General features: G+C 29.8%; 25 protein-coding genes and 1 riboswitch. Of the genes, 4 read left to right on the forward strand and 21 right to left on the reverse strand.

Annotated features, from left to right (window positions below; translation table 11 throughout):
• Nucleotides 1-14: 14 nt before the first annotated feature.
• From ACI48P_RS05500 to ACI48P_RS05560, 13 genes are all read right to left on the reverse strand, one after another.
• Nucleotides 15-1,058, reverse strand: coding sequence for an acyltransferase family protein (locus ACI48P_RS05500; RefSeq protein ID WP_475214327.1), 1,044 nt, complete (start codon nucleotides 1,056-1,058; stop codon nucleotides 15-17).
• 395 nt (nucleotides 1,059-1,453) lie between these two features.
• Nucleotides 1,454-3,796: a preprotein translocase subunit SecA gene (gene secA / locus ACI48P_RS05505; RefSeq protein ID WP_475214329.1), complete on the reverse strand. Its 2,343-nt coding sequence runs from the start codon at nucleotides 3,794-3,796 to the stop codon at nucleotides 1,454-1,456.
• 168 nt (nucleotides 3,797-3,964) lie between these two features.
• Nucleotides 3,965-6,076, reverse strand: a complete 2,112-nt coding sequence (locus ACI48P_RS05510; protein ID WP_475214331.1) for a cell wall-binding repeat-containing protein — start codon at nucleotides 6,074-6,076, stop codon at nucleotides 3,965-3,967.
• A gap of 392 nt (nucleotides 6,077-6,468) precedes the next feature.
• Entirely contained in the window at nucleotides 6,469-9,627 is a 3,159-nt protein-coding gene (locus ACI48P_RS05515; protein WP_475214333.1) for a cell wall-binding repeat-containing protein, read from the reverse strand.
• A gap of 126 nt (nucleotides 9,628-9,753) precedes the next feature.
• The gene (locus ACI48P_RS05520; protein ID WP_475214335.1) at nucleotides 9,754-11,022 is read right to left on the reverse strand and encodes a hypothetical protein; all 1,269 of its coding nucleotides are present in this window, start codon (nucleotides 11,020-11,022) and stop codon (nucleotides 9,754-9,756) included.
• 40 nt (nucleotides 11,023-11,062) lie between these two features.
• Entirely contained in the window at nucleotides 11,063-11,500 is a 438-nt protein-coding gene (locus ACI48P_RS05525) for a COG2426 family protein (protein WP_475214337.1), read from the reverse strand.
• A complete protein-coding gene (locus ACI48P_RS05530; protein ID WP_475214339.1) occupies nucleotides 11,488-12,759 on the reverse strand; it encodes a hypothetical protein in 1,272 nt (423 codons plus the stop codon). Before ACI48P_RS05530 ends, ACI48P_RS05525 begins: the two co-directional genes overlap by 13 nt.
• 1 nt (nucleotide 12,760) lies before the next feature.
• Nucleotides 12,761-13,696: a glycosyltransferase family 2 protein gene (locus tag ACI48P_RS05535; RefSeq protein ID WP_475214341.1), complete on the reverse strand. Its 936-nt coding sequence runs from the start codon at nucleotides 13,694-13,696 to the stop codon at nucleotides 12,761-12,763.
• A 33-nt stretch (nucleotides 13,697-13,729) separates the two neighbouring features.
• Nucleotides 13,730-14,134 carry a GtrA family protein gene (locus ACI48P_RS05540; protein WP_475214343.1) on the reverse strand — a complete coding sequence of 135 codons (405 nt, stop codon included), beginning with the start codon at nucleotides 14,132-14,134 and terminating at the stop codon, nucleotides 13,730-13,732.
• 153 nt (nucleotides 14,135-14,287) lie between these two features.
• The gene (locus ACI48P_RS05545; RefSeq protein WP_475214345.1) at nucleotides 14,288-15,274 is read right to left on the reverse strand and encodes a hypothetical protein; all 987 of its coding nucleotides are present in this window, start codon (nucleotides 15,272-15,274) and stop codon (nucleotides 14,288-14,290) included.
• 141 nt (nucleotides 15,275-15,415) lie between these two features.
• Nucleotides 15,416-16,660, reverse strand: a complete 1,245-nt coding sequence (locus ACI48P_RS05550) for a D-alanyl-D-alanine carboxypeptidase family protein (protein ID WP_475214347.1) — start codon at nucleotides 16,658-16,660, stop codon at nucleotides 15,416-15,418.
• Between the two features lie 135 nt (nucleotides 16,661-16,795).
• Nucleotides 16,796-17,767, reverse strand: coding sequence for a L,D-transpeptidase (locus tag ACI48P_RS05555; protein ID WP_475214349.1), 972 nt, complete (start codon nucleotides 17,765-17,767; stop codon nucleotides 16,796-16,798).
• Between the two features lie 306 nt (nucleotides 17,768-18,073).
• Entirely contained in the window at nucleotides 18,074-18,328 is a 255-nt protein-coding gene (locus ACI48P_RS05560) for a Mor transcription activator family protein (protein WP_475214351.1), read from the reverse strand.
• Between the two features lie 211 nt (nucleotides 18,329-18,539).
• On the opposite strand from ACI48P_RS05560, the gene ACI48P_RS05565 reads away from it, so the two are divergent.
• Complete coding sequence (locus ACI48P_RS05565; RefSeq protein WP_475214353.1) at nucleotides 18,540-18,761, forward strand: DUF1659 domain-containing protein; 222 nt, start codon at nucleotides 18,540-18,542, stop codon at nucleotides 18,759-18,761.
• 32 nt (nucleotides 18,762-18,793) lie between these two features.
• Nucleotides 18,794-19,021, forward strand: coding sequence for a DUF2922 domain-containing protein (locus ACI48P_RS05570; RefSeq protein WP_475214355.1), 228 nt, complete (start codon nucleotides 18,794-18,796; stop codon nucleotides 19,019-19,021).
• Nucleotides 19,022-19,140: 119 nt separating this feature from the next.
• Here the strand turns inward: ACI48P_RS05570 and ACI48P_RS05575 are convergent, their stop codons facing one another.
• From ACI48P_RS05575 to ACI48P_RS05585, 3 genes are read right to left on the reverse strand one after another with little or no spacing between them, the layout of a single operon-like run.
• Nucleotides 19,141-19,401, reverse strand: coding sequence for a Mor transcription activator family protein (locus tag ACI48P_RS05575; protein WP_475214357.1), 261 nt, complete (start codon nucleotides 19,399-19,401; stop codon nucleotides 19,141-19,143).
• A gap of 28 nt (nucleotides 19,402-19,429) precedes the next feature.
• Complete coding sequence (locus ACI48P_RS05580) at nucleotides 19,430-20,731, reverse strand: replicative DNA helicase (protein ID WP_475214359.1); 1,302 nt, start codon at nucleotides 20,729-20,731, stop codon at nucleotides 19,430-19,432.
• Between the two features lie 11 nt (nucleotides 20,732-20,742).
• Complete coding sequence (locus ACI48P_RS05585; protein WP_475214361.1) at nucleotides 20,743-21,171, reverse strand: hypothetical protein; 429 nt, start codon at nucleotides 21,169-21,171, stop codon at nucleotides 20,743-20,745.
• A gap of 223 nt (nucleotides 21,172-21,394) precedes the next feature.
• On the opposite strand from ACI48P_RS05585, the gene ACI48P_RS05590 reads away from it, so the two are divergent.
• On the forward strand, nucleotides 21,395-21,763 hold the full coding sequence (locus ACI48P_RS05590; RefSeq protein ID WP_475214363.1) for a helix-turn-helix domain-containing protein: 369 nt from the start codon (nucleotides 21,395-21,397) through the stop codon (nucleotides 21,761-21,763).
• A 164-nt stretch (nucleotides 21,764-21,927) separates the two neighbouring features.
• Nucleotides 21,928-22,278, forward strand: a complete 351-nt coding sequence (locus ACI48P_RS05595) for a hypothetical protein (RefSeq protein WP_475214365.1) — start codon at nucleotides 21,928-21,930, stop codon at nucleotides 22,276-22,278.
• Nucleotides 22,279-22,400: 122 nt separating this feature from the next.
• On the opposite strand, the gene ACI48P_RS05600 is transcribed toward ACI48P_RS05595, so the two are convergent.
• The 5 genes from ACI48P_RS05600 to ACI48P_RS05620 all read right to left on the reverse strand — a co-directional run bounded on the left by ACI48P_RS05600 (nucleotide 22,401) and on the right by ACI48P_RS05620 (nucleotide 26,669).
• A complete protein-coding gene (locus ACI48P_RS05600; protein ID WP_475214367.1) occupies nucleotides 22,401-23,006 on the reverse strand; it encodes a LuxR C-terminal-related transcriptional regulator in 606 nt (201 codons plus the stop codon).
• A 22-nt stretch (nucleotides 23,007-23,028) separates the two neighbouring features.
• Nucleotides 23,029-23,113: riboswitch (cyclic di-GMP riboswitch) on the reverse strand.
• A 314-nt stretch (nucleotides 23,114-23,427) separates the two neighbouring features.
• Nucleotides 23,428-23,850, reverse strand: coding sequence for a response regulator transcription factor (locus ACI48P_RS05605; protein ID WP_475214369.1), 423 nt, complete (start codon nucleotides 23,848-23,850; stop codon nucleotides 23,428-23,430).
• A gap of 88 nt (nucleotides 23,851-23,938) precedes the next feature.
• On the reverse strand, nucleotides 23,939-24,628 hold the full coding sequence (locus ACI48P_RS05610) for a glycoside hydrolase family 113 (RefSeq protein ID WP_475214371.1): 690 nt from the start codon (nucleotides 24,626-24,628) through the stop codon (nucleotides 23,939-23,941).
• A gap of 33 nt (nucleotides 24,629-24,661) precedes the next feature.
• Nucleotides 24,662-25,069, reverse strand: a complete 408-nt coding sequence (locus ACI48P_RS05615; protein ID WP_475214373.1) for a hypothetical protein — start codon at nucleotides 25,067-25,069, stop codon at nucleotides 24,662-24,664.
• A gap of 1 nt (nucleotide 25,070) precedes the next feature.
• A complete protein-coding gene (locus tag ACI48P_RS05620; RefSeq protein WP_475214375.1) occupies nucleotides 25,071-26,669 on the reverse strand; it encodes a DUF2334 domain-containing protein in 1,599 nt (532 codons plus the stop codon).
• Nucleotides 26,670-26,677 lie beyond the last annotated feature (8 nt).

Consider the following 26,677-nt stretch of genomic DNA (forward strand, 5'->3'; position numbering starts at 1 on the left):
TCACACAAAATAACTTATATTTTTATAAATATTTTTTTGTAGTACATTGCGGATGTTATAAATATCCACACTAACATATATATCACCATAAAATTAAATGAATCTACATTAAATAATATAATGTTTGATAATATTTTAGTCCTATTTATTATCTCTGATAACATATATATAAATATTGGGCTACTTCCTAAGGCAATTATAGGCATAAATATTTTGTATTTTTGCTTTATATCACAAATAAAGTATAAAAGTGATAACAATATTCCATATGAACCTGCAGTTATAAGTACAAAAGAGCTTGACCATAATCTTTTGTTAAACGGAAAATACTTATTAAATATTAGCCCACCTAATGTACACACTATTCCTAATAGTAGTATTTGTGTAAATTTCTTATTTTCTTCAATTTTTTTATCTATTATAATACATCCAAGTATGCATCCTAATAATCCAGATGATATAGAAACTACAGTAGTAAGAAGCCCTTCTGGATCAAAGGTTGGCGTGTATAAGTGATTTTTTAGTATGTATGCGTCTACAATACTTGCCAGGTTTCCTTGCTCTGAGAACCCGAAAGGAAGTCCTATTATGTAGTAAGCTATTATTATTGTTGTTGACAGTACAATTAACCATAGAATTTTCATTTTAGTTTTGTCTGTTATTTTTGCTAGTAATAAATATACTAAGCTAGTTGCAAGGTATACTATTCCTAATCTTTGAAGAACCCCCATTATCCTTATCGTACTTAAATCTTTGTTTGAAATATAATTTAAAAATAATCCAAATAAAAAAAGTATTATGCTTCTTTTAATTATATCTACTATTATATATGCGTTAGATTTATTTTTAGATATTTTATTCTTTATTGATATTGGCACTGCTACTCCCAATGATATTATAAAGAATGGAAAAGCAAAATCAGCTAATGTTATGCCATTCCATGGAGCATGTGAGAGCTGTGAAAAATTTGTTTTCCAGCTACCATGTGTATTTACTACTATCATAAGGGCAATGGCTAGTCCCCTAATTATATCGATCGAATTTACCCTTTTATTCATATTATCCCCCTGTGTTTATTAATAATTTTACATTTTTTCTTTTCATTATATCACATGGTTATTTTTTTATCCCTACCTTCAACTTTTGGGATTTAGTAATGTTATTACTTTGATATACTATCTTTAAAATTCACTCGTAAGTTTTTAATAAATTAAATTTTGTGTTCTATTGTTATATACAGTTTTTTACAATGAAAGGTAACAATTTTGTAAATTTTTACCTACTAAAATTTTGTATTTTCTCGACTTTTGTATTCACTTATAGTATAATCTTAATAAGGAAAAAAGAATGAATGCATCTCTTTTTCCGTATTTCTCACACTAAAATGCCTTGGAGACTTCCAGGGCATTTTAATTTGCAAAAAGCTCACACTATTAAGTGTGAGCTTTTTATATTAGTTAAATTTATATAAATATTTTATTGTCTCTGTTCTTATCTGATTGTTTAATTCTTCAAACATATCATATGCTTGTACTGCATATTCTTTAACAGGATCCTTTTGACCTATAGCCATTAGACCTATCCCTTGTCTTAACTGATCCATAGCATCTATATGGTCTATCCAATATGAATCTACAACTTCTAATAAAACTCTCTTTTCTAATTCCCCAAGTTTCTCAACACCGACAACCATCTTTTTAAGATCATAGACTCTTTTAGATATGCCATATGTGTATTCCACTATTTCTTCTTGAGACATCTTATCCATATCAGGTATTATAAGAGATTCCTTAGGCATAAAAGCATTATGAATACTATTTAAGAAACCATAGTAATCTTTATTTTTCTTAATAAATCTCTCAGCTTTATCTTCAATGATTTTTCTTACCATCTTTTGGATATCTTCTTCTAACCCACTATTATCTAATACTTTGTTTCTTTCAGCATAAATAACTTTTCTTTGCTGATTTATTATATCATCATATTTTAATACATTTTTTCTTATTTCAAAATCGCGCCCTTCTATTGCTTTTTGAGCTCTCTCAATAGCCTTTGACAAGTTTTTATTTTCTATAGCTTCATTATCACTCTGGCTTACTTTTTTCATTATCTTTTCTATACTTGCCCCGCCATAAAGCTTAATAACATCATCTTCCAAACTCACAAAAAATCTTGAAGTACCAGGGTCTCCCTGTCTACCAGAACGACCTCTAAGCTGATTATCTATTCTTCTTGTTTCGTGTCTTTCTGTTCCTATTACGTATAGACCACCAAGTTCTTTTACTTTCTCTTCTTCTTCTTTATCTCCTGCACCTAAAGATATATCAGTCCCTCTACCTGCCATATTTGTAGCAATAGTTACAGCTCCTAACTTTCCAGCTTTGGCTACTATATCTGCTTCTTTCTCATGATTCTTAGCGTTTAGCACATTGTGTTCTATACCACGCTTTTTTAGCATACTTGATAGTAGCTCCGATTTATCTATAGATACAGTCCCCACTAACACAGGTTGCTTAGTTTCATGGATTCTAGCTATTTCCTCTACTACTGCTTTGTATTTAGCTTTTTCTGTTTTAAATACTTTATCATTTAAATCAACTCTTAGTACAGGTTTGTTGGTAGGTATTTGAACAACATTCATACTATAAGTTGACTCAAATTCCCCTTCTTCAGTCTTTGCTGTACCTGTCATTCCAGATAGTTTTTTGTACATTCTAAAGAAATTCTGGAAGGTTACTGTAGCAAGTGTCTTAGATTCCCTTTTTATCTCAACACCTTCTTTGGCTTCTATAGCTTGATGAAGACCATCAGAATACCTTCTCCCATCCATTATTCTTCCTGTAAACTCATCTACTATTAGTATTTCATTGTCTTTAACAACATAGTCTACATCCTTGTCCATCATTTTATGTGCTCTTAATGCTTGGTTAATATGATGATATATTTCTATATGATCTATGTTTGTTATGTTATCTATATTAAAGAAGGTTTCTGCACTTTTCATCCCTTCTTCTGTAAGCGCTATTGTTTTATCTTTTTCATCTTTTTCATATTCTGATTCTTTAAGAGATTTTACAAAAGTATCAGCATAATTATAAAGTTTGTTACTTTCATCACCAGTTCCTGAGATTATTAGTGGTGTTCTCGCTTCATCTATTAGTATTGAGTCCACCTCATCTACTATTGCAAAGTTAAGCTCTCTTTGAACTGCATCAGATTTATTTGTTACCATATTATCTTTTAAGTAATCAAATCCGTATTCATTGTTAGTACCATATGTAATATCACATTGGTATTGTTGCTTTCTTGTTATTGGATCTTGATCATGTATTATTACTCCCACACTCATTCCTAAAAACTCATAAACTGGTTGCATGATTTCTTTATCACGCTTTGCTAAGTAATCATTTACTGTTACTACATGTACCCCTTTACCAGAAAGAGCATTAAGATATACTGGTGCCACCGCAACAAGAGTCTTACCTTCTCCAGTTCTCATCTCTGCGATTTTACCTTGGTGAAGAACTATTCCACCTATAAGCTGAACTCTGTATTGACGCATACCAAGGACTCTTCTTGATGCTTCTCTTGCTACTGCAAAAGCTTCTACTAGTATGTCGTCTAAAGTCTCCCCATTGTTTAATCTATCTTTAAATATGTTTGTCATATTTTTTAGTTCATCATCACTTAATGATTGGATTTTTTCTTCTTGTTGGTCTATTTTATCCACTAATTGATTTAGCCTTTTTATTTCTATGTCGTCTGATTTGCTTATTATTTTGTCTAAAACTGACATCTTTTTCCCCCCTTACAAGTTGTACTCTTTTATTATACAGTAATTTTACTAACTACGGGAATTTTTTAACAGTAAAGAAATAAGTTTATATATTATATTTTTTTGTAGAAATAAAAAGAGACTTCTCAAGATGAGAAATCCCTTTTTATCATTTATTAATAATAGTAATTATTGTATGTTTAATAATTTAACTATTTTGTTCATAACTGTTGTAGCAACACCTTTACCAGCTTGAGTTAACTTATTAGTGTTAGAATCAGCATTATTTATTCCTATTGATGCTTTTAATGCAGTATTTTGTTCAGCAGTTAAATCTTCAGTAGCTAAAACTATTGGAGCTGCATTTTTACCAGCTAAAGGAGCAACTGTTAATGCATCTATTAATTTTCCATTACCTTCTGCATATCCATCTTTAGCAACTACAACATTAGTTATTGAGTTTGCTGCGAAGTATTTTTTAACAACTTCTGCGTTAGTTTCATGTCTAGTTTCACCAGCAACTCTATCTACAGTTGTAAGATTAGAGTTATCTTGTATATCTTTTATCACTTGCTTAGAAACTTTACTAGTTCCACCTATTACGTCTACATCTGTTAAATTCGCTCTATTAGCATATAAGAAATCTTTAGCATTAGAAGTAAGTCCTGAAGCTGGAGATACTATGATTGGAGCTATGCTACCAGTTTTTGAAGCTATTGCCGCTATACTCATAGCATCAGCTTCACCATCAGCACCTACAACATAAGCAGTTGTTAAGTTTCCACCACCTTTAACCTCTTTAGCTACTTTTAAAGATGTTTCACTTCTATCATCTCCTGCTAATCTTACTATCTTAGCATTCATTTCTTTTATTAATTGAGCTTCAACTTCTTTACTTATTACATTTTCTCCACCAACTAAGTATATAGTAGAGTCTTTAGCTACAACTCTTTTTATTTCATTCATAGTTTCATCAGTAACTACATCTTTCTTAGCTAATAATATAGGAGCATTATTTTTAGCTGCTAACGGAGCTGCCGCTAAACCATCAACTATCGCATCTTCTCCTACTAATACAACAGCACCTGCTTTTTTATTACCAGCTGCTACATCATGCTTATCAAATGATTCTTTACTTATTTCTACAGCTGTTTCAAATCTATTAGCTCCAGCTAAAACATCATATTTAGGAGTAGCTTCTTCAATAACATTTGATCCATTTATATCATTTACAACTTGTAATAATTGTGTATGTGATTGAGAAGTTATTACTATCTTAATATCTTTACCTTTAGTTGCCATATCAGCAACATCTTTGTTTAATATTACTTTAACAGGTATTGTTACTTCATATTTGCCCTCTTTATTAACTTTTACAGCAGCAGCCGTTGTTAAATCTGTAGCATCCATTGCATACTCTTTACCATTGTGTACAACTGTTGTTCTTCCATCAGCATGACTTCCAGCACCTGCAGCTCTTAATTTAGTTACTAAATTAACACCTTCTTTTGTATATCCATCTTCTGTATAGTAATCACTTAAATTTCTTTCTACTTTACTATCTTCTTTAACATTAAATTCAAATGATTCTACTAATTTGCTAGGTACTGGCACATCTGCAGAAGTCGTTTCTAATGTCTTGAATCCAACTATTTGCTTAGCTATTTGAGGGTCTCCTTTAGCTGCAACTAAATCAACTAAGTTACCATTAGCATCTACTGCTTCTGAGAATTGTAATTGCTTATCTCCAACTGCTAACTTTATTTCTTTTCCACTAGCTAATGTTATAACTGCTTCCTTAGCTGTAGTATCTAAAGCTGAACTTAACTTAACTCCGTATGCATCTAGGAAATCAACATTTTTAACTATTGATGAACCTAGAGTAGTTGTTGCAGCAGTATCTACTAATGTATGTAATGATTCTCCATTGAATCCAACCACTGAATCACTATCTTGGTAGAATCTATTTTTAGTATTTAAAGTTTTTTCTATTCTTCCATTTGTTTTAACATGTCCCTTATCTTCTATTGTTACAGTTAAGCTTGTATCATTTATTTTAGCATCAGCTACTGCTGATTCTAAAGCTTTTATATCTGTTATCGGTGTAACTGATCCATTTAGCTTAACTTCATAAACCTTATCTGTTGAATTGAAGTAAGTAACATCTATTACTTCCTTAACCTTTGCTATTAACGTTGCTTCGTCAACGTTTTGAGTTTCTACTGCAGCGAATACTGGAGCAACTGAAGTTGCAACTGTAGCAGCGGCCATTACCATTGCTATATTCTTTTTCTTTAACATATTGTATTTCCTCCCCAACATTTTTATATTACATCTCTTTATGTAAATTATAATTTTTTCGTATCTCTCACAAATAAATCATAATATATAATCAATCAGTTTTCAACGTTTTTAATACCATTTTTTTCCAACAAATTCCTCTATTTTTCAACGTTTTATCGCATTTTATTACATTATTTTTATACATGCAAATCACTCTTTATTTTTCGACATTTTACACCTTTAATTTATTAAATAATCATAAGTTTTTTTAAATTTGTTTATTTTTTAAAATTTATACTTTATTTTTTTTCGACATTGTTATATAATAAAAATACGTTAAAAAGAATTTAACATCTCTTTAACGTATTTCTCACATAAAAAGCCTTGGTCAATGACCAAGGCTTTTTTTATTAATTATTAGGTATATTAACATCTACTGTAATATTTTTAAATGGCGTTTTACTCTCAGAATAGTCTCCGTGGTATAACCTTGCTATAATATAGCCTATCTTACCTTTTTGACCACTTGCTAAACTTATCTTTGTATAGTCAGTTCTTGCAGGAGTAGTCTCAACTATATTTGATAGTTCTATGTTAACAGTCGATAATATTAAATCTGTAATATCTCCCGTAGTAGTTAACTTACCATCTCCATTTTCATCTATAAATAAAGTAGCTTCTGCTTTATCTGGATCAGTACTATTTATAGACATAAGTACTTCTGGAGATGCATATCCATTTAGAACTATTCCTCCAACTACTTTTTTGAATTTAGCTTCATTATCTTTATCATTCTCCGTTGCACTTGGATCTATCTTTACATAACTTATATCAAACAAATCTTCTATATTGAATTCAGGTGTTCTATCAGTGCTAAACTTAGTTATAGCTGACGGTTGATTTATCTTAGTTCTCGCTACATCAATTGTTGGAGTAGAATCTTTAACTGTAACAGATATATTCCCTCCTATTTGTTTTTTAGTAGTCCCATTAGTCTCATATAATCTAACAATAGCACTTCCTGTTAAGTCATTCGCTATTGTGTTTATCTTTATTGTACCAGTTGTTGTTCCTTTTTCAGCTGTTACTATTGTATTATTTGATGTTCCATTACTATTGAATACTTCAATTGTATATTTTGTATATTCTGAATCAGATATATCCTTAGGTCCTATAACATATCCATTTGACGATAATTCATTAACTGTTACAATTAGTTCATCATCTTTCTTAGATGCATCTTGCTTAGGATAGTATTTATCTAGTATATAATCTTTTCCAGTCGGTATATCCATTCTATACGTAGTAGTATTACTTACTTTAGCTACCGATACATTTAAAGTACCAATATCTTTGATTGTACTGTTTTCTGTTTTTTGGATTCTAAGTATTCCATTTCCTATTTTATCCACATCCTCAGATCGAAGTACTAATTCAGCTTCACCTTTACTATTAAATGTAGGACTAGGATTAGTTACTTTCGCCACAGTAAGAGCCGTAGTTGCTGTAGTATCTATATTTTGCTTTATAGAAAAATCTTCTTCTATAGGATCTCCATGTTGATCTACAACCTTAACTTTTACTGATAGGTTTCTAGATCCACTTACCATATTTACTGTTGATACTGCACTATTTCCTAAATAGAAAGTTGCACGATTCGGTACTCTTGCGTTTGTTGAAGCCTTTACTACATTTACAGAAAATTGTTTGCTTACGCTTCCTGATTTTATAGTTATTGTTGAAGATCCCTCTGATCCAGCTTTTATATTAGTACCATTAACTGTCAATACAGTTGGGTTAGAAGATGTTATTTCAATTCCCGCCCCTAGTATTTGGGAACTTGTACTCAATGTTTCCTCTGTCCCATTTTGTTTATCTACTTTCATATTTTTTATATCAAAAGCTTCCCCTACTAATAATTTACTACTTTCAAATTGCATTTTTGATTCAGTGAATTCTCTGTCATATGATTTTATATTTTTTATAGAATTATTTTCTGCCTTAACAATTACAGCTTGCTTTTCGCTATTTAATACTGTACTCCCTTTAGTTAAAGTTACCTCATATATAAATTCAGTTGGCAGCGTTCCGCTAGTCATTAACTTTCCACTTTTAGAAGTTGTTGTTGCCGAAGCTGCTGGATTTGTTTCATTATAGAATATTGCTGAAGCTGATTTAAACTGAACTGTCCATCCAAGGGCTTTTAGTTCTTCTATACTTCTTTCTTGGTTTCCATTTACTGTAAACTTAAGATATTGAATCCCATTTGGAGCTACCGTTTTAGTAGTCGCTTGAACACTACTTATTGTACTACCATAAGAAAAAGTATGTGTAGTAGTGTTACCTATATTACTTGTTACCTTTACAGTATTTGTTCCATTATTGAATGCATTTGTAAATACTACAGTTGCTTTTGTTGATGAATCAGCACTATATGATGCTACTGAGTTTCCACTCATATATATACTAGATGCACTTAACTTATCTAAATCAGTACCTCTTAGCTCTATAGTCTTATAGTTAACCATAGATACACCTGTTACTTTAGCCTCAACATCAGCTTGAGTATTTTTTATATCATTTATACTTTGAGTAGGTATACCATTACCTACTTGAGTTATTCTACTAAACTCTTTACCAGCAAGTAAAGTTTTTTGACTATCGCCTAAACTCTTTCCTACTATAAGTACAGGATCATTATTCTTAGCCGCAAGTACTCCAACAGCCAGTGCATCAACCAGCTCTTCATTATTTTTTACATATCCAGACTTAGCTACATATATATTGTCTAATGATCTACTTGAATAAAACTCTCTTATAACCTTAGTATTAGTATCATGTCTATCAGTTCCACCTAGTCGAGTCTTTGTTCCTGGTAAGCTGTTCATTATACTATCAGATACAGCACCAGTCTGACCTATAACATAGCTTCTATATATAGATTCCCTATCAATAAACGCTTTAGCTTGACTTACACCAGTCTTAGGATCAGATAATAATATAGGCATATTGTTATCTGCAGCAGGTGCAGCTATACTAACAGCATCAGGTAATCCTGTCCATCCGTTAACTACCGCCACTTTAGAAACATCAGATATAGCATCTATAGCTTCAGCTACTTTTACAGATGTTTCAAATCTATCTTTCCCAGCTATTCTTTTAACTGTTATTCCCATTCCTTTTAATTCATTTTCTACAGCAGTAGAAACAACAGCTGTTCCACCTACTATATCAACATTCTTTACATTCATCCTAGTAAGTCTTGCTTTTGTTTCTGCTGTTAACTTATCTTTGCTTGTGATAAGTATTGGAGCATTTTTTGAAGATGCATATGGAGTTGCTGTAAGTGCATCTACAAGTCCTTTATCTCCATTGATTAATACTGCATTTGTAGCAGTTGTCCAACCACTTTCACTAATTTTTACAGCTGTCTCATATCTATTTGCTCCAGCTAAAGTGCTACTAGACACCGACAGTGCACTAGCATTTACTACAAACATAGATGCTATACTTGTAGTTATCATCGTTGTAGCTATCAACTTTGATATTATCTTTTTTCTCTTTAACATATCTCTCACCTCATGTTATTTTATGGAATATTTTACCATTAATATACGTATATTGTACCTTATTTACTTAAGTATAGCAATATCTGTAATAACTACTTCTTACATACAACAAAAAAATCCTTTATTTTAATAAAGGATTTTTTTCTTATCTATACAATTTGCCATAAAAGTCAGTATACTAAACACCGTAACAGCTAGACTTCTATAAGTAAACCAAAAATGTACCATAGAATGATTCTTAAGCACCACATACCATACAAAAGGCATAAGCCCTATAACAAGTACGGGTAAAAACTTAACTATATCTACCGTATCTTTTCTAAAAAATATCATAGCTATAATCCATAGTACAAATAATACTACAAATATCTTTGATGTCAAATCATTAAATATAAGCTCTGTATTACTGTTTATCACATCTATAGCCGTAATAGCACCGCCAGAAGTAGAATCCCCTGTCCTAACTAATATCTGACCAAGAGCATCAGCCACAACATTCTCCTTAAGAACCACACTAGCAATAACCCACTTACTTGCCCAAGTAACTCCATATCCAAGTGCCCACAGTATAGAGGTCTTTATTATATCTACAAAGTTTGTTACAAAGCTTTGCTTTTCCTTCAATAATGTATATATCATAAGTGGTATACCCAGTGTAATAAGTGGTACAGTAAGAAGATCTAAAAAACTAGCTACTGAACCAATAATAAAGAACACATACACCAACCACTCATTTCTTTCTATCTTTTTATGATTGAGTAATATATATATCATACTAATAAACATTACATAAAACATACTTGAAAACTGTATGGACATAGGAACAATAATAAACATTACGGTCATCATACTAAAGAAGAAACTAAGCATAACACCAGTTCCAAGCTTCTTTTTAAGCAAATAACTTACCGTCATAAACAGTAAGAACAGTCCACACATATTTAAGAACCTTATTTCTTGATAGCTAAAGAATAAAAGTAATGGTCTTAGTATTCCCATATACCCATGCCAATATCTACTATAAGTTTCTCTTGTAGTATTGTCTGGGTTATATACCGCTTCTTTTAAATTTTCTATCTTTGTATATTTACCTTCTGCATATCCATTAGCTGATATATGAGGATTTTCTAAAGCTGACTTTATAATATTGTCACTATCGGCGCTATATGCCATATTAATCATCCAAGAGTCAGTAAAGTTATCTAACTGAGCAGCACTACTTCCAAAAAACATCTTTGGATATACTCCTTCAGCTTCAAACTGCTCTATAGAATCAGCTACATGCCAGTTTATTCTTTTGTTAGGTATAGCATAAGCTGAAACAATCACTGCTAAAAATGTTATTATTAACAATGCGTATATTATTAATAGTTTTTTTGTTTTTTTCAGAAACATAGTCTTATAAGTCCTCTGCTTTTTATATATTATATTTCTTTTATATTATGTGAAGAGATAGCATAGATACTATTATCCCTGACATTATATTCCCCACTAATACACCAAATATAGCATCCTTTAATCTCATATGTAAAATAGATGCCACTGCAGAAGCTGTCCAGCTTCCTGTAGTAGGTAGTGGTACACCTACAAAAAGTATTATACCTAGTATAGATGCTTTCTTCATTTTTTTGACACCTTTGTCTATTTTGTTATCTATCTTTTTAATAATACCTGGAAAGAGATTATTTTTTTTCATAAAAAATAATATATGTCTAAAAGTAAGTATCAAAGGTATAGCTACAAGAGTAGAACCCAAAACGCTTGCTATATATACTCCTATAGGATTAAGATTCATAGCAATCCCTATAGGTATTGCACCTCTAAGCTCCGTCACAGGTATCATTGAAAGTACTAGTATTTTTAAATATTCCAATGATAGCCTCCTAGTTTATACATTATTTTATCATTATCCAAACATCTACCCATAAACGCTAGTATAGCAAATATACTTACTGCCAAACTTCTATATGTGAACCAATAATGTATACTTGAGTGATTTTTAAGAACAATATACCATACTATTGGCATACAAGCTATTAATAATAGCGGTGTAGCTTTTAAGATACTTTGTATGCTTCCAAAGAATATTAGACTTATTAGCCAAATCACTATAATTACTGCAAATATTTTTATTGTAAGGTCATTAAAAATCATATCGGTATTATTTTTTATAGTATCCATCGCTGTATAGCTTATTTCATTTGCTGTGTCTGAAGTTCTCACTAGTATTTGGTCTAGTGCATTTTTTATTATATTTTCTTTTAATACTATAGTTGCTATTATCCATTTGCTAGCCCATGTTAATCCATAGCCTAATGCCCATATAATAGAACCTTTTATTACTTCTAAGAAGTCTTCTAAGGTAGTTCTTTTATTTATTAACATTATATACACTGCCATAGGTATGCCTATAGTTATCAGTGGTACTGTTAATAAATCTAAAAAGCTTGCTACTGCTCCTATTATAAAGAAAAGATATAGTGATAAGTTTTCTTTATCAATCTTTTCATATAAGGTTAGTACTACTATCATAGCAATAAACATTATATAAAACGTACTAGAAAACTGTATAGACATAGGTACTATCATAAACATTACAAGCATCATACTAAATAAAAATCCAAGCATAACCCTTGTTCCTAGTTTCTTTTTTAGCAATATGTTTACTATTGTAAATAATAAAAATAGTGTACACATATTCAAAAATCTTATTTCGCTATAATTAAGTACTAATAATAATGGTCTTAAGAAAGTTAAGTATCCATGCCAGTACCTACTATAGCTACTCATCCTTGTGTCACCAGGATTATATGCTGCTTTTTCAAGTTGCTGTACTTGGTCTCCATCTGAAGCCATGTAATCATTTTTTAGAGATGATTTTATAGGATTATCGCTGTCTGCCGATAATGCTATATTAAGCATCCATGTATCTGTAAAGTTGTCTAACTGAGCTGCTGGTGTACCAAAAAATAATCTTGGATAAACTCCTTCTGCTTTAAATTGCTCTACTGATTCTTGTACATGCCACTTTATTCTAGTATTTGGTATCCTATAAGAAAGTGACATACTCCCAAAGAATCCAGCTATAAGGACTATAAATATTATAAATATATTTATACTTTTTTTCTTCAAATTAACAATCCCCTTTTCTAGCTGATTCTATCATGTTTAATGATATTTCGTAGAATTGGTCAGAGTGTTTTTTTACTGTGTCTAGTATTAGACCACATGCTAGAGATACTATTGAACATATTAACATACCTACAGCTACTATTAGTGTTGGGAACCTGTGTACTAGACCTGTTTTAAAGTATGCATTTAGTACTGGTACCATCATAGCTCCACCTACTATTGCTAGTATTAGAGATATTATCCCAAAGAAAGCAAGTGGTTTATAATCTTTAAATAAGTTTATTATAGTTTTTATAACTCTAAATCCATCTCTGAAAGTGTTAAGCTTCGATTCACTTCCTTCTGGTCTATCTCTATATGCTATAGGTACTTCACCTATTATGAATCCTTTGTCTAGTGCATGTATACTCATTTCTGTTTCTATTTCAAATCCCTTCGATAATACTGGGAATGATTTTACAAAAGTCCTATTAAATGCTCTACATCCTGTCATTATATCTTTTACATTGTTTTTAAATATTTTATTTATAAGCATTCTTACTAGTCTATTTCCTGTATTGTGGAAAGGTCTTTTGTTTTCTGTAAAATATGTGCTTGATAATCTATCCCCTATTGCCATATCTGCCTTACCTTCTAATACTAGCTTAGCTACGTTGTAAGCATCTTGCGCTGGGTAAGTATCATCCCCATCTACCATTATATAACAATCAGCTTCTATATTTCTAAACATACTTCTGACAACATTCCCCTTACCTTGACGATACTCTGGAACTACTATCGCTCCTGCTTCTTTAGCTATTTTTGCTGTATTGTCTTTAGAGTTATTATCATATACATATATATCTGCTTCTGGTATTGTATTTTTGAAGTCTTCTATTACTGCTTTTATAGTAAGTTCTTCATTATAACATGGTACTAAAACTGCTATTTTTTTCATAAGTTTACTCCCTTATTTCTCCCTTAATTTTATTTATTTCTTGTTCTTAAATATAATCAACTTGCTAAATATAAAGTTTAATATTACTACTACTACGTTTGTAATTATCTTTACTACAAAGTCATTTATTAACATTAGGTCAATCATTACATACATAAGTCCCATCTCTGTAACTCCAGATAAAATCCTACAACTTACAAATGATGTAAATTCTTTTATTAAAAACTTAGATTCTACGCTCTTACTTTCAAACACAAAAAATTTATTGGTTATATATGCAAATAAAACTGCCGTAATCCATGCCATAGCATTTGATATTAGGAAGTTAACTCCTAAGGCTCTTGTAAAGAATAAATAAGTCCCTATATTTACTATTGTTGATAGTACTCCAAAGAATAAATAAAGAATGGTCTCTTTGTATTTTTGAAAAAGTGACATATTTTGTCCCCCTTGTTTAATATTCAACAACCTTTTTATTATAGCATATATCAATACTAAAAGATTAAAAGTCTATTTATTAAGCAAAAAAAATATTACTGAGAATTAATATTTTCAGTAATACTTTTTATCATTTTATTCTAATTTATAAATTTATGGGTTTTGGCATACTCCATTTGCATCAAATATATAGTCTTTTCCATTAATATTATATATAAAATCTTTGTACATACATCCATACTCATTAACATAATACCATTTACCAGCGCTATTTATCCACTGGTCTATTTTTACTGTTCCATCACCTTTACTATAGAACCAATTCTTTTCATAGCCATCAAAAACACTTACCCATCCCTTTTTCTCTATCATTGCACCACTACTATCAAATAAATATATGTCCCCTTTTACTTCATATACTCCTCCTTGGTACATAATACCTGCTGTATATCCATTATTTTCTCCAAAGTAGTACCACTTATTGTTCTCTTTCATCCATTGATCTATATTCATAGTACCATCGCCCTTTGCATAGTACCATACTGGTCCTCCCACCATATGGTCTGTCAATTGTATCCAGCCTTTTTTGTCTACCATTTTCCCATTTTTATCAAATATGTACCACTTACCGTTGATGTTTTGCGCTTGCTCACAGATTAATCGGCCATCAAACCATGCATAATACCACTTATTATTTTCTTTTATCCACTGCTCGATCTTTACTGTTCCATCTCCATTACTATAATACCAGTCAGTATAACCACTAGATCCATCAACATATCCCTCAAATGAAAAACTAATCCATCCCTTTTTGTAAATTACCAATCCCTCTTCATCAAAAATATAGTACTTTCCATCTACTAAATGAGTTCCCTTTGTTACCATATTTCCATAGTTGCTTAAATAATACCAGTTTCCATTTGATTGAATCCATTGATCCATTAACATAGCTCCATTTTGGTAATAATACCAATGTCCGCTTTCTTTAACCCAACCATTTAGTATCTCTGATTGTTGTGTTGATATTTTCTCATTTAAATCCTTAAATTTAACTTCTTCCTGTGCATTTGATAAACTTATTGACCCCATTGATAACATTAATGCCATGCTAGCAATTATACTTACTTTTTTTAATAGCATTTTTCATCCCCCATATTTTTCTTATACTATAGATTAAATTGTATATACTAGTTGACCTATTTTATTGTTATTTTCTGTTGTCAATTGAATATTTGTTTACGACAAAAAAGACTAGAGCTATTTACCCTAGTCTTAATACATCTATTCTTGAGGTGATGCTACACCATTATTATCTATTATCCATCCATCTATTATTGTGTTTGTTACCATATTACCATCTACATTAAAATAGTACCACTTGTTATTATAGTATAACCAGCCCTTCTTCATAGAGCCATCTTCTGTTAGGTAATACCACTCATTATTGTATTGTAACCATCCTACCTTCATATCACCATCTACATTAAAGTAGTACCACTTGTTATTATAATTTAACCAACTAGTCTTCATATCACCATTTTTATTAAAGTAATACCATTTATTGTTATATTTTAGCCATCCTTTTTTCATATTGCCTGATTTATCATAATAATACCATTGGTTATCATACTCACACCATCCTGTAACTGTACCATAGTTTTTATACGTATATGTTAGTAGCTTTTCTATATCCTGATACATTCTAGATAATGAAGATTTTCCAAAAAATGCACAGATCACCTCTCTACCATTCTTATCTCTAGCGGTAGTAGATAATACATATCCTGCTGCATCTGTGTATCCTGTTTTTGTTCCGATAATTTTATATCGATCTTTTGGATAATATTCTCCTCTTAAAAATTTATTTGTATTTTTTAGTGTTTTTGTTGTTCCATTATAATAATTATTTATTGTATATGATGGCTTGCAAACTATATTACGTATTGTGCTATTTTTCATTACGTATCTTGTTAGCTTTGTCATATCGCTAGCTGTTGAGTAATTATTTGGATAGTCTTTTCCATCTAGACCTATTGGATTATCAAATCTTGTGTTGTTCATTCCAAGGGTCTTTGCTCTATCTGTCATCATCTTAGCAAAGTTTTCTATAGAGCCTGCTACTTCTACAGCTATTATATCTGCTGCATCTGCTGCTGAATAAACTAAAAGCATGTTTAATAATTCTCCCATTGTGTATGTATAGCCTACTTTAAGCCCTGCTTGAGTTGCATAGCTTGGTGTTTTTGATATTACACTCTGCTTAACTGTTATTTTTTTTGATAAATCGCAGTTTTCCATTGCTACTAGAGCTGTCATTAGTTTTGTTGTACTCGCAGGATAAATCTTTTTATCTGCATCTTGAGAAAGTAACACCTTCCCTGTTTTCGAATCCATCACTACATATGCGTGTGCCAATACACTTGGCTTCATACTGCTAGCATCTACCTTTGATGTAGTGCCTATTGATACAAAACATATTATCATTGCTAGCAACACCGACATCATTTTATTAAGCCTTCCCCTCAATCTATTATCCCCCTTATTTTTTTGCTTTTATATACAATATTAAGCACAATTCTTACTTTTCCTTTATTTTATTTCGAAATAAAATAAAAAGCACGAACTATACATCCGCGCTTTTCATTATTGATTTTATTTTTGTTATATATAAGGACTTATTGCCACTCCATCAGAGTTAATTGTCCAGTTATCTATAGTAGTGTCGTGTGCCATACTTCCATCTTTATTAAAATAGTACCAGTTTCCTTTTATTTGTTGCCAACCTATCTTCATGTATCCATCTTCTAAGAAGTAATACCAGTTGTCTTTATCTAGCAACCAACCAGTCTTCATACCTCCATCCTCTCTAAGATAGAACCAATTATTATTATATTCTAACCATCTTGTTTTCATTGTTCCATTACTATTTAGATAGTACCAATCTTTACCTACTTTTTTCCAACCAGTTTGCATTGTACCTTTTTCATTAAAGTAGTACCAGTGCTCTTTTACTTTTAACCATCCATCTTTATGATATTTCTTGTCTTGTTTTACATAATACCAATCATTACCTACTTTTTCCCATCCAGGTTTTTTTTCTGGTTCTGGGTTTTCTATATTTATACCGTATTTAGCTGCTATTTGTTTGTAAGATTCATTTGTATTTTTTACTATTATATAAGATTTTACTGGTATTTGATCAAACAGCCATCTAACTTCTTTGTTGTACATTCTTATACATCCGTCAGTGATGTTTTTTCCTATTGATGATTCGTTGCTTGTGCCGTGTACTCCATATAAAGATCCCATAGTTCCGTTGATATTTAGACCTAGCCATCTATCTCCTAGTGGATTATTTGGGCTACCTCCAGGTATTCCACCTGTATAGTATGGTCTATTTTTGATTTTGTTTACTATTTGAAATTTGCCTTGTGGTGTAGGTGAGCTTGATCTTCCTGTAGATATTTTAAATTCTTTTACGAATTTATTATTTACATAATATGCCATAGTATTTTTCTTTGAGTTTGCTATAAGTAAGTGATCATTGGCTGCATTTGATACAGAGACTCCACCTACCATTACTAGCGATAGTGTTAGCATTATGGTAAAGTATTTTTTTATTAGTTTTTTCATTTTCATCCCCCCATATATTATTAATACAACTATGGGTATGCTAATCCCTTTGAATTTCGTTTTTCAAATAAATTCATATTATTTAGTAATATAATTAATTTTGACAAATTACATAATTAAAGCTTTTTGCAATAAAAAAGAGTTATAGTATAACTAACCCCTACATTAGCTATATTACAACTCCAAAATCCGTTCATTTTCCCCTATTAACCTTGCTTATTACCAATTATTTTACACTTTCATTATATATTCTACGCCAAAATAACACAAGTGAAATCGTTTTACTTTATTCGACAAATTTCACCATTACTCATTTTTACCTACAATCCTTCTTACTTGATTAGCTGTTATCCCATACTCTATCGCAAGCTGCTTAGTATTAACCCCATTAAACCTTTTTATAATATCCCTATTTCTATTATTCCTTATAGTACTTTTGTAAGTCGGTATGTAAATAGTAGTCCCACCATACATCTTAGTTACTTCTAAGTATTCTTTTTCTCCTATTATCTCAAATAAAATCTCTAAATTATAGCAAATATCTTCTCTTTTTATACTCATATTGCCCTCCTTATATATTTTATATTTTCTATGCTCTACCTTAGTTCTTTAATAATTTAAGTGTATACCTTAAGAACACAGTTTTCTAGAAATATAGGTTATAACTTATCTTAGTAAAGAATGTTAAAACTGCAGGATTTTATGAGAGCTTATTATATAAATATAGGCAAACATAAAGCTTATAAAAAATATTAAAAGGGGGAATTTAACAATGGCTGTTACTGCAATTAATAATCCATCTGGATTAAAACTTAAGTACGACTGTGGGAAAGACGATAACGGAAAGGCAATAAGAAGAACCAAAACTTATTCAAATTTAAGACACAACGCTTTGCATGATGACATATATACTGTTGCTACTATGATAGCAAGTCTTCAAGATAATATCTTGATGGATGTATCTAAAGTAGATAATACTACTATTGCGCAATAAAAAAATAATTAATATAAGGGGGATTTTGGATTATGGAAACGAAAACTAAATTACTTATGACTTTTAAAGATTCTGGAGGAAAAAGAGTTTCTCTAGCTATTGATGCTCCTAGAGCTGATGTAACTGAAGAAGAAATACGTGATACTATGGCTCTTATAGTAGAAAAAGATATATTTTCTCCTGGAGGTGAAAAACTTGAAACTATGGTGGAGGCTAAGATTGTCGCAACTGATACTACTGAGTACGATTTAATATTCTAAAACTTGTACTATCTAGTATAAAGTAAAAAGGACTACATATAGGTTTGTATAAATTCAAAACCGTCTGTAGTCCTTTTATTTTGAGTTTTTTAGATTTTTATTTAAGTTGTTTTAGTTTTTTATTTAGCTTTTCTTATTATACTTTTTAGGTATATTTCGCTAATTCCAAACTCTTTTGCCAAAACCTTACTATTTGTACCATCATATCTTCTTATTATTTCTCTATTACGATAGCCTCTTAGTATACTTTTTTTACTTGGCATATATATATGGCATCCACCAAATTCTTCACAAAAATTTAAAAACATGTCCATTCCCATAAAAGAAGCTATAGGTATTAATTCCTCTGGCAATTCTTCTAATTTTACTATTATTCCCATATTGCTATATTCCCCTCCCAATATTTTTCTAATAATTTAATTCTTGAAATTGTAGTTTTGGACCGTTGTATTTGTAGTGTCTTAGCTTACTTTCTCCATCCCTACACTTTGCCACTATAATATCTACAAGCCTTATTCCACTATTTTTTGCTTTTAGTACTTCTTTTCGATCTCCCTTTATTGTAGTTATTGCTGCTTCTAAGTCTCCCCCTACTGGCTCATGTATGTAGATTACGTTATTTGAGTCATGAAATATGGCCTTACTATCTCGCATAGGTCTTTCTCCCCAAGGTCTAAAATCTTTCATTTCATCATTAAGCTGGCTAAGTTGTATTACAGGTATATCAAAATCCAAGGTGATATTTTTTAAATCTCTAGATAAGCTCGCTACTTCTCTTTCTCTACTTTGGTAACCCCCTTCAGAGTTTAGAAGTTGTAGATAGTCTATAATTACTAAGTCAGGCCTTAATTGTCTTATTCTTTTTTTGATTCCGTTTATTGTACTTATTCTGTCATTTATATATATTAATTTTGATTTATTTAGCTTTTCCATAGAAGATATTATTTTTATCCAGTCTTCATCCTTAAACTCTTTGTACTTCATTTTTTTAGCACTTATTCCTGTATCCTTTGATATAGTTCTCATTAGTATCTGTTCGTTGCTCATTTCTCTACTTATAAATAACACCTTTTTATTTTGTTCCACGGCATTTTGCATTATTTGGTGGGCTAGTGCTGTTTTTCCATTTCCACTTTTGGCTGCTATTGTTGTAAGCTCTCCTTTAAACAAACCTCCTATGGTGTAATCTAATATGTTAATTCCAAATCTAAAGCCTTTTTCATCATTGTTTTCCAGAAAATTTAGCACATTTTCACATATTGAAGAAACATCGTCTTTGTATTTATCTTCTTGGTCTAATATTTGTTCTAATTTATTTTGAAACTTATATATTGATGTATCTAAGTTTTCTCCTTGTCCCATACTTTCAAATAATTTTTTACAATTTTTCACTATACATCTTCTTATGTATGTTTCTTTTAGTAGCTCAATATGTGTATCTATTGCATAGCACTGACATATTACTGTTAGATTGCTTAAGTATGATACTGTTGCTTCTACTGCTTGTTCATCTAGTTTTGTTTTTATTGTTTGTATATCTAGTGTTTTATTTTCTTTAAAAAGATTGTTCATTATATTAAAAATATTTTTGTTCAATTGTACTGTAAACATATCTTCTTTTAGCTCTTGTATTTTATAAGCTAGACCCTCATCCACTATGAAGCTTCCAAGTATTGATTGCTCTATGTTTATAGCTTGTAGTGACTTCATCTAATCCCTCCCTATCTACCAAACTCCGTCATCCAAAGTTTAAGATCTTTTGTATTTATATTATCTATTTTAGATGTTCCAAAATCTGTTCCAAAACTTGTTCCAAAACTGGTGCTATTTTTTACTGTGGTGTTATTTTTTGTTGCTGTAACGTATTTATATATTGATGATGTCTTAGTCTTCTTTCCATCTTCTACAAGCTCTATTATGTTTAATTTCTCAAACTCTTTTAGCATACGATGGGTTGCTCCTATAGACATATTTAGATCTTTTGATATAGCTCTTACTGTTAGTGGAAAATGCCCTGGCTCTAATTTTTTATTCATAGCACTTAGATTTTCTTTTCTCATAAGATAATGATTAAATATAATTTTTTGTAAGTCTTTTTCATAATCAAACTTCAATACTTCCCTATTCATTTTGTAATATCCTTTTGCCACATCTACTCACTCCCCTTTTAATTCATGTTCATGTTAATCTTTTAAATATTTTTTGTGTTAACTTTTCAATATAAGTTACTCTTTATGTTAACCATTTATTTTAATGATAGTTCCGTTTGTGTTAACTTTCAAGTATTATTTTACATATTTTCTAAAAATATGTTTTTAAAGTTTACATTTACAAAACTTTGTACTATACTTTTCTTATAGTGAGGTGGGTAACATGACTTTTGGGCAGAGATTTAAAGAGCTACGATTAGAAAAAAATTACACTCAACAAGAATTAGTTGATGACTTTAATAAATCTTATGACTATTCATTTTCCAAGGCTGCTATATCACAATATGAAAACGATAAAAGAATTCCAGAAACTGAAGCGCTTATAAAGTTCGCATTTTACTTTGATGTTTCTCTAGACTATTTGCTAGGTTTAAATTCAGAGAGAAATATGGACAAGCCAGATAAAGAAGTCGACTTAGTATCGGAGTTTCTTTCAGTTGGAAATGATTTATTTGATAACGATAATTTGAGCCGAAAAGAAAAAGATGCAATTTTTGAGAAATTATCAAAAATGTATTTTAGCTCTTTATAATTTTGCTACATGAGGTGGCAAAATTTTTTTAACTACCCACGGAACATGTGTTTGATTTTTAAAATATATTTTTATTTTTTTTATAAAATTTATTTGATTTTATTTATATTTTAAGTTTTGTTTTGCAATTTTATTTATATATTATTTTTTAGTGGGGTATTATTATGATTAGATTTGATGAGAGATTTAGGCAATTGTTGCTTGAGAAAGATTATAGTTTTGATGATTTTTCTCGTGAATTTGAGATGGAGAGTGGATATTATTTAGATTGTAGTGATTTTACTCAGCCAGATATGGATTTACCTCCATTTAATGTAGTTATTGATTTGTGTGGATTTTTTGGGGTTAGTTGTAATTATTTATTAGGGATTAGTACAGTAAGAGAGCCTGGTAGTATTGGTAATACTTATGACCAGTTTATTACTTTGGCTGCTTTGATTATTGAGAGTGATGGGTATGATAATGATTTTAAGAGGGATTTTTTTATGGGTATTAAAAATAAGTTTGGATGTTAATTGTGTTTATGAGTTTTAATTAGAAACAATTCGTGTACTTTATATAGCTAAAAGCAGCTATTTCTTATCAGAAATAGCTGCTTTCTATCAAAATAGCTGTTTTTTATTATTATTTATTTTATTTATAAACTAGCAATTCCTCTATTATAAGCAAACAAAGCTGCTTGCATTCTATCTTTAAGATTTAATTTTGATAAAATACTACTTATATGTTTTTTTACAGTATGCTCAGTAATAAATAATTCTTTAGATATTTCTGAGTTACTTCTTCCTTTTGCTATATACATTAAAATCTCATGTTCTCTCTTTGTTAATCCCTCTACATGTTCAGACTGACCATGTGATAGATATTCTTCTATTAGATCAGCATCATAATATTTCTTACCTCTAAATAACTGCTTTATAGCATACCCCATATCTTCTCCATTAATATTGGCCAATATATATCCATCTATTCCTGATTTCATGCACTTTGAAAATAATTTTGGATTTTCATAAAAATCTAGTACCATGATCATAGACGTAGAATTTTCCTTTATCTTTTGAAGTTCTGGCAAAAACTTCTCATTATTTCTATTTAGATCAATTAGTATTAAGTCATACTCATTTTTATATATGTCTGAAAATATATGACTTTCTTTAATATCCTTTACACATGCTTCGTTATATATAATCTTTGATATTCCCCTTCTGATTATTAATGATTCTGATATTACAATAACTTTCATACTTAATCCCCCCAAAATACGCCCGTTATTTAGCCGGCTGTACTATTAGCTCTATATACCTCTAAGTACCCACATCTAAGATATACTTCTTAGTTTCTAAATACTGCTTAATTATATTTAGTATTTAATTTATTATTTTTTAGCTTGTTAAATCCTTGTTTCCTGTATTATTATTTATACTTATATTTTAGGATATTTCTATTTATAGGTAATCATTAATAGTGAGTATCTTTTTTTCTACTAAAGTATAATACGTTATACACATTATGACATGTTAATTTTTTAAAAGACTTTTCAGATATAATAATTTGTAGCATTATGTCCGTTTTAGCTTATTTTACACATTGATTTAAATACAATATAAATTTTCTTGTTCATTATAAAAATCACATACTCATGCACAAAAAAACTTAGTTAGCTTTTAAACTTTGTTTTTAGTTGGTTTATTAGTTATATACTGAATTAATTCTGAATCATAAAATTTTTTGCCACTCATTACTTTCTTTATAATATATATTAATTCATCTTCATATGAAACATTACTTATATATCCATTAACACCTATTTTAGTGAATTTTAAAAAAAGATTTCTATCTTTATTGACGTCTAGTACAATTATTTTCAGTTTCTGAAAAACACTTTTTATATTAGCTAATTTTTCTACTAGTTCAGTATTATTTTTATTAACATCTATAAATATAATGTCTAGCTTAGACAAATCTTGATTATCTAATTTGTCACAATTTTGAACTACTTTTATATCAGTTACTTTACATATTTTTGTAAATAAATGACCTATTGAGTCTCTCGTTAGAAATGATTCTGATACAACTAAAATATTCATCTTAATATACCTCCACTGTACTCATAAAGAAATAATCTAATAATTACTTCTTTATGAGCATTCTTCTATTGATTTACATAATATAGTTTTATTTATACCAATTTTTAATGATTTTTTTTGATCTTATACATGGATAATAAGCCTTTTCATATGATTTGTCCCCTATCGCAAATATCGAAAATCCTATTAACCAATCTTCATTTTTAAATACTTTATTGTAAGCTTTAAAGCAATTCACCTGTTGAGAGGATGAATATATACGTGATAAATATGAATTGTGTGGCTCTATAGATGCTCCTAGACGCTTCGGGAAACCTAATTCTCCAAAAAATATAGGTTTATTCCATTTTTCATAGAAATTATATACTTCTTGTTTGACATTTTGATTTCTATTGTATACATTTGTACTTGTTAAAGCATTGACAATATCGTCTACATCAGCATTCATTTGATCAGTTAACTCAAAATAAGCAGATACCGATATGAAATCAAGTTCTCCAAAAAGCTTATTATTAAGCTTATTTTCGTATCTTTTCTGTGTTTCTGCATCTCCTTCTAATGTATACCACCAGTTAGTCCTATATGTCACAAGCCCATCATATTCTTGCCTGACAAAAGCTATTACATCTAACCACTCCGTTTCATATGATTCAATACGAACTAAATTTGATGATATATTTAAAGCATCTATATCATAAATATCGCATATATTCTTTATCAAATAATCTATTACAATATTTTTCCAATTATAAAAAAATGTGCTTATATCAGATGGCATCCATTCTGTTTCAGATAATCTGCCATCATTAATTCAAGGATATGGCTCTAGTATTATACTAATATTTTTCCCTTCTAATTCTTTTAATAAATTTATTGCTTTTTCTACACTATTTTTATCGACATCCATTGTGTTGGAAGTTAATGTATCAATATTAATTACTATAGGAATATTTATTGTATTCAATCCCATTTTATTAATATTCTTTAAAACATTCTCTATTTCATAATCAGTTGACAAATTTGAGCTTATAATTTTTTGGTTAAATTTATGATTTAAAGCTTTTTCAGAGTAACTAACTAAATTATTATGATCTATAGAAAAAAGCATAACTATACAAGATAATGGCACAATAGCGATTAGTAATTTATATTTATATTTCTTTTTCTTTTTCTTTCTTATTATTCTCTTATTTATTCTACCTTTAGCTCTTTTTTTCATATTATTTTTTCTTGAATAATTTTATTTGGAATACATACTTCACTCCAACTAATAAAATTATTACTACTACTCCTATACATGCATATTCTGAATATACTCTGGCTTGATAAGGTGATATTTTACTAGATTTTTCTACTTCGATATCACCATCGCTAACTTCAATTTTTAAATCTGATGTTTTTGTTATACTGTCTATACTTCTTAAGTCAAACCACTCTAAATTTGGAGTACTTTCTTCTAAGGTTTCTATTAATAATCTTAATTTTTCTATACCTAAATGTGGGTGATAAAATACACCTATCATGCCATCTGAAAAATCACTATACATAGTGGAATTATATTTTATACTCTTTAAATCTTCTTCAAAACTATTTTCACCTAGAAAACCTAAGTTTTCTGGAATAACTGTCATTCCATTTAAAAATGTAGGGTTAGACTTATACACTGGTGAATATGTGGTTTCCATCGTTTCATCTGAAATTTGTATTTGTCCCACATATGTTGAGAAATACTCTGATACTATTTTATATCCATTTTGTGATATGGCATAGTGAGGTGCTTCAAATGCAATCGGATATAGATCATGAGTAACTAACTGTTCTATACCGGCTTCTATTTTTTCTCTTACGTACTCATCTTCTGAAATTCCATTTGGTCTATCTAGCGGTGCATCTAATTCAGAATCCCAAAACTCAAATCCTTCTCCAGTTTCAGAATCTCTATATTGATGAGTATAACCATGCATTACAATGCTACCACCATTCTCTTGCATATATTTTAATGTTTTAATCATTTCAGGATAATCTTTCAGGTTATATGTTTTATTGTTTTCTACATCCCTATGTGTTGGTATTACAACTACCATATATGGAATTTCTTTTTCTTTTAAATACTTAGCAACTTCCATTAATACATCTGGATTTCTCGCAGGAGTTATATCCTCTAATCTTAATGTTTTTTGATTTTCTACCTTTGCTTGTTGTTCATTAAAACATTCAAAAAGCCCTTCTCCTAAATAATAACTTAGTTCTGTGAATAAGTTAGTGAATGCAAAGTAATATGTATCTTTTGCTTCATTGCTAACAAACCACGGTATTTTTTTACCCTTTACATTTGTATATTGTAAGACTTCTCCTTCTCCTATCTTTTCTATTCCCCTTAATATTTTAGTAGATTCTAATTTATGACTTCTCCCCTTAAAAGTTATATTATCTATAACTAGTTCATCACCATATTTTATAAAAGAAAATTTTGATTTTATTTGCTCTACATTATATCCAATACCTATTAATTTCCCCTTATATCTATCTAACTTATTTATTATGTTAGAGTTTATTTGCTCTTCAGCTAATCCATAATAAATAACATAATCATATTCATCAATATTCTCAATTTGACTATTTGTCTTAACAAAATCTATATTGTTAGAGAAATGGCTTACTGTAATATCTAATACCCTTAAGTCTAGGTTATCTTCTTTTATAGTGCTTGGATAGATTATCAAAGTATTATTGTCTTCAGTTAAAGCAAATATATTAGAACTATTAATAAATATTATCATTATTGAAATAAATATTGTAAATACACTTTTTAATCTCATAGTATTTT

Source organism: Romboutsia sp. LXY-2 (assembly GCF_056171995.1).

Excerpts from the sequence above, each read along its gene's own strand:
- ACI48P_RS05500 (WP_475214327.1), bottom strand. The coding sequence starts at position 1,058 with ATGAATAAAAGGGTAAATTCGATCGATATAATTAGGGGACTAGCCATT.
- secA (WP_475214329.1), bottom strand. The coding sequence starts at position 3,796 with ATGTCAGTTTTAGACAAAATAATAAGCAAATCAGACGACATAGAAATA.
- ACI48P_RS05510 (WP_475214331.1), bottom strand. The coding sequence starts at position 6,076 with ATGTTAAAGAAAAAGAATATAGCAATGGTAATGGCCGCTGCTACAGTT.
- ACI48P_RS05515 (WP_475214333.1), bottom strand. The coding sequence starts at position 9,627 with ATGTTAAAGAGAAAAAAGATAATATCAAAGTTGATAGCTACAACGATG.
- ACI48P_RS05520 (WP_475214335.1), bottom strand. The coding sequence starts at position 11,022 with ATGTTTCTGAAAAAAACAAAAAAACTATTAATAATATACGCATTGTTA.
- ACI48P_RS05535 (WP_475214341.1), bottom strand. The coding sequence starts at position 13,696 with ATGAAAAAAATAGCAGTTTTAGTACCATGTTATAATGAAGAACTTACT.
- ACI48P_RS05540 (WP_475214343.1), bottom strand. The coding sequence starts at position 14,134 with ATGTCACTTTTTCAAAAATACAAAGAGACCATTCTTTATTTATTCTTT.
- ACI48P_RS05545 (WP_475214345.1), bottom strand. The coding sequence starts at position 15,274 with ATGCTATTAAAAAAAGTAAGTATAATTGCTAGCATGGCATTAATGTTA.
- ACI48P_RS05555 (WP_475214349.1), bottom strand. The coding sequence starts at position 17,767 with ATGAAAAAACTAATAAAAAAATACTTTACCATAATGCTAACACTATCG.
- ACI48P_RS05560 (WP_475214351.1), bottom strand. The coding sequence starts at position 18,328 with ATGAGTATAAAAAGAGAAGATATTTGCTATAATTTAGAGATTTTATTT.
- ACI48P_RS05565 (WP_475214353.1), top strand. The coding sequence starts at position 18,540 with ATGGCTGTTACTGCAATTAATAATCCATCTGGATTAAAACTTAAGTAC.
- ACI48P_RS05570 (WP_475214355.1), top strand. The coding sequence starts at position 18,794 with ATGGAAACGAAAACTAAATTACTTATGACTTTTAAAGATTCTGGAGGA.
- ACI48P_RS05575 (WP_475214357.1), bottom strand. The coding sequence starts at position 19,401 with ATGGGAATAATAGTAAAATTAGAAGAATTGCCAGAGGAATTAATACCT.
- ACI48P_RS05580 (WP_475214359.1), bottom strand. The coding sequence starts at position 20,731 with ATGAAGTCACTACAAGCTATAAACATAGAGCAATCAATACTTGGAAGC.
- ACI48P_RS05590 (WP_475214363.1), top strand. The coding sequence starts at position 21,395 with ATGACTTTTGGGCAGAGATTTAAAGAGCTACGATTAGAAAAAAATTAC.
- ACI48P_RS05595 (WP_475214365.1), top strand. The coding sequence starts at position 21,928 with ATGATTAGATTTGATGAGAGATTTAGGCAATTGTTGCTTGAGAAAGAT.
- ACI48P_RS05600 (WP_475214367.1), bottom strand. The coding sequence starts at position 23,006 with ATGAAAGTTATTGTAATATCAGAATCATTAATAATCAGAAGGGGAATA.
- ACI48P_RS05605 (WP_475214369.1), bottom strand. The coding sequence starts at position 23,850 with ATGAATATTTTAGTTGTATCAGAATCATTTCTAACGAGAGACTCAATA.
- ACI48P_RS05610 (WP_475214371.1), bottom strand. The coding sequence starts at position 24,628 with ATGCCATCTGATATAAGCACATTTTTTTATAATTGGAAAAATATTGTA.
- ACI48P_RS05615 (WP_475214373.1), bottom strand. The coding sequence starts at position 25,069 with ATGAAAAAAAGAGCTAAAGGTAGAATAAATAAGAGAATAATAAGAAAG.
- ACI48P_RS05620 (WP_475214375.1), bottom strand. The coding sequence starts at position 26,669 with ATGAGATTAAAAAGTGTATTTACAATATTTATTTCAATAATGATAATA.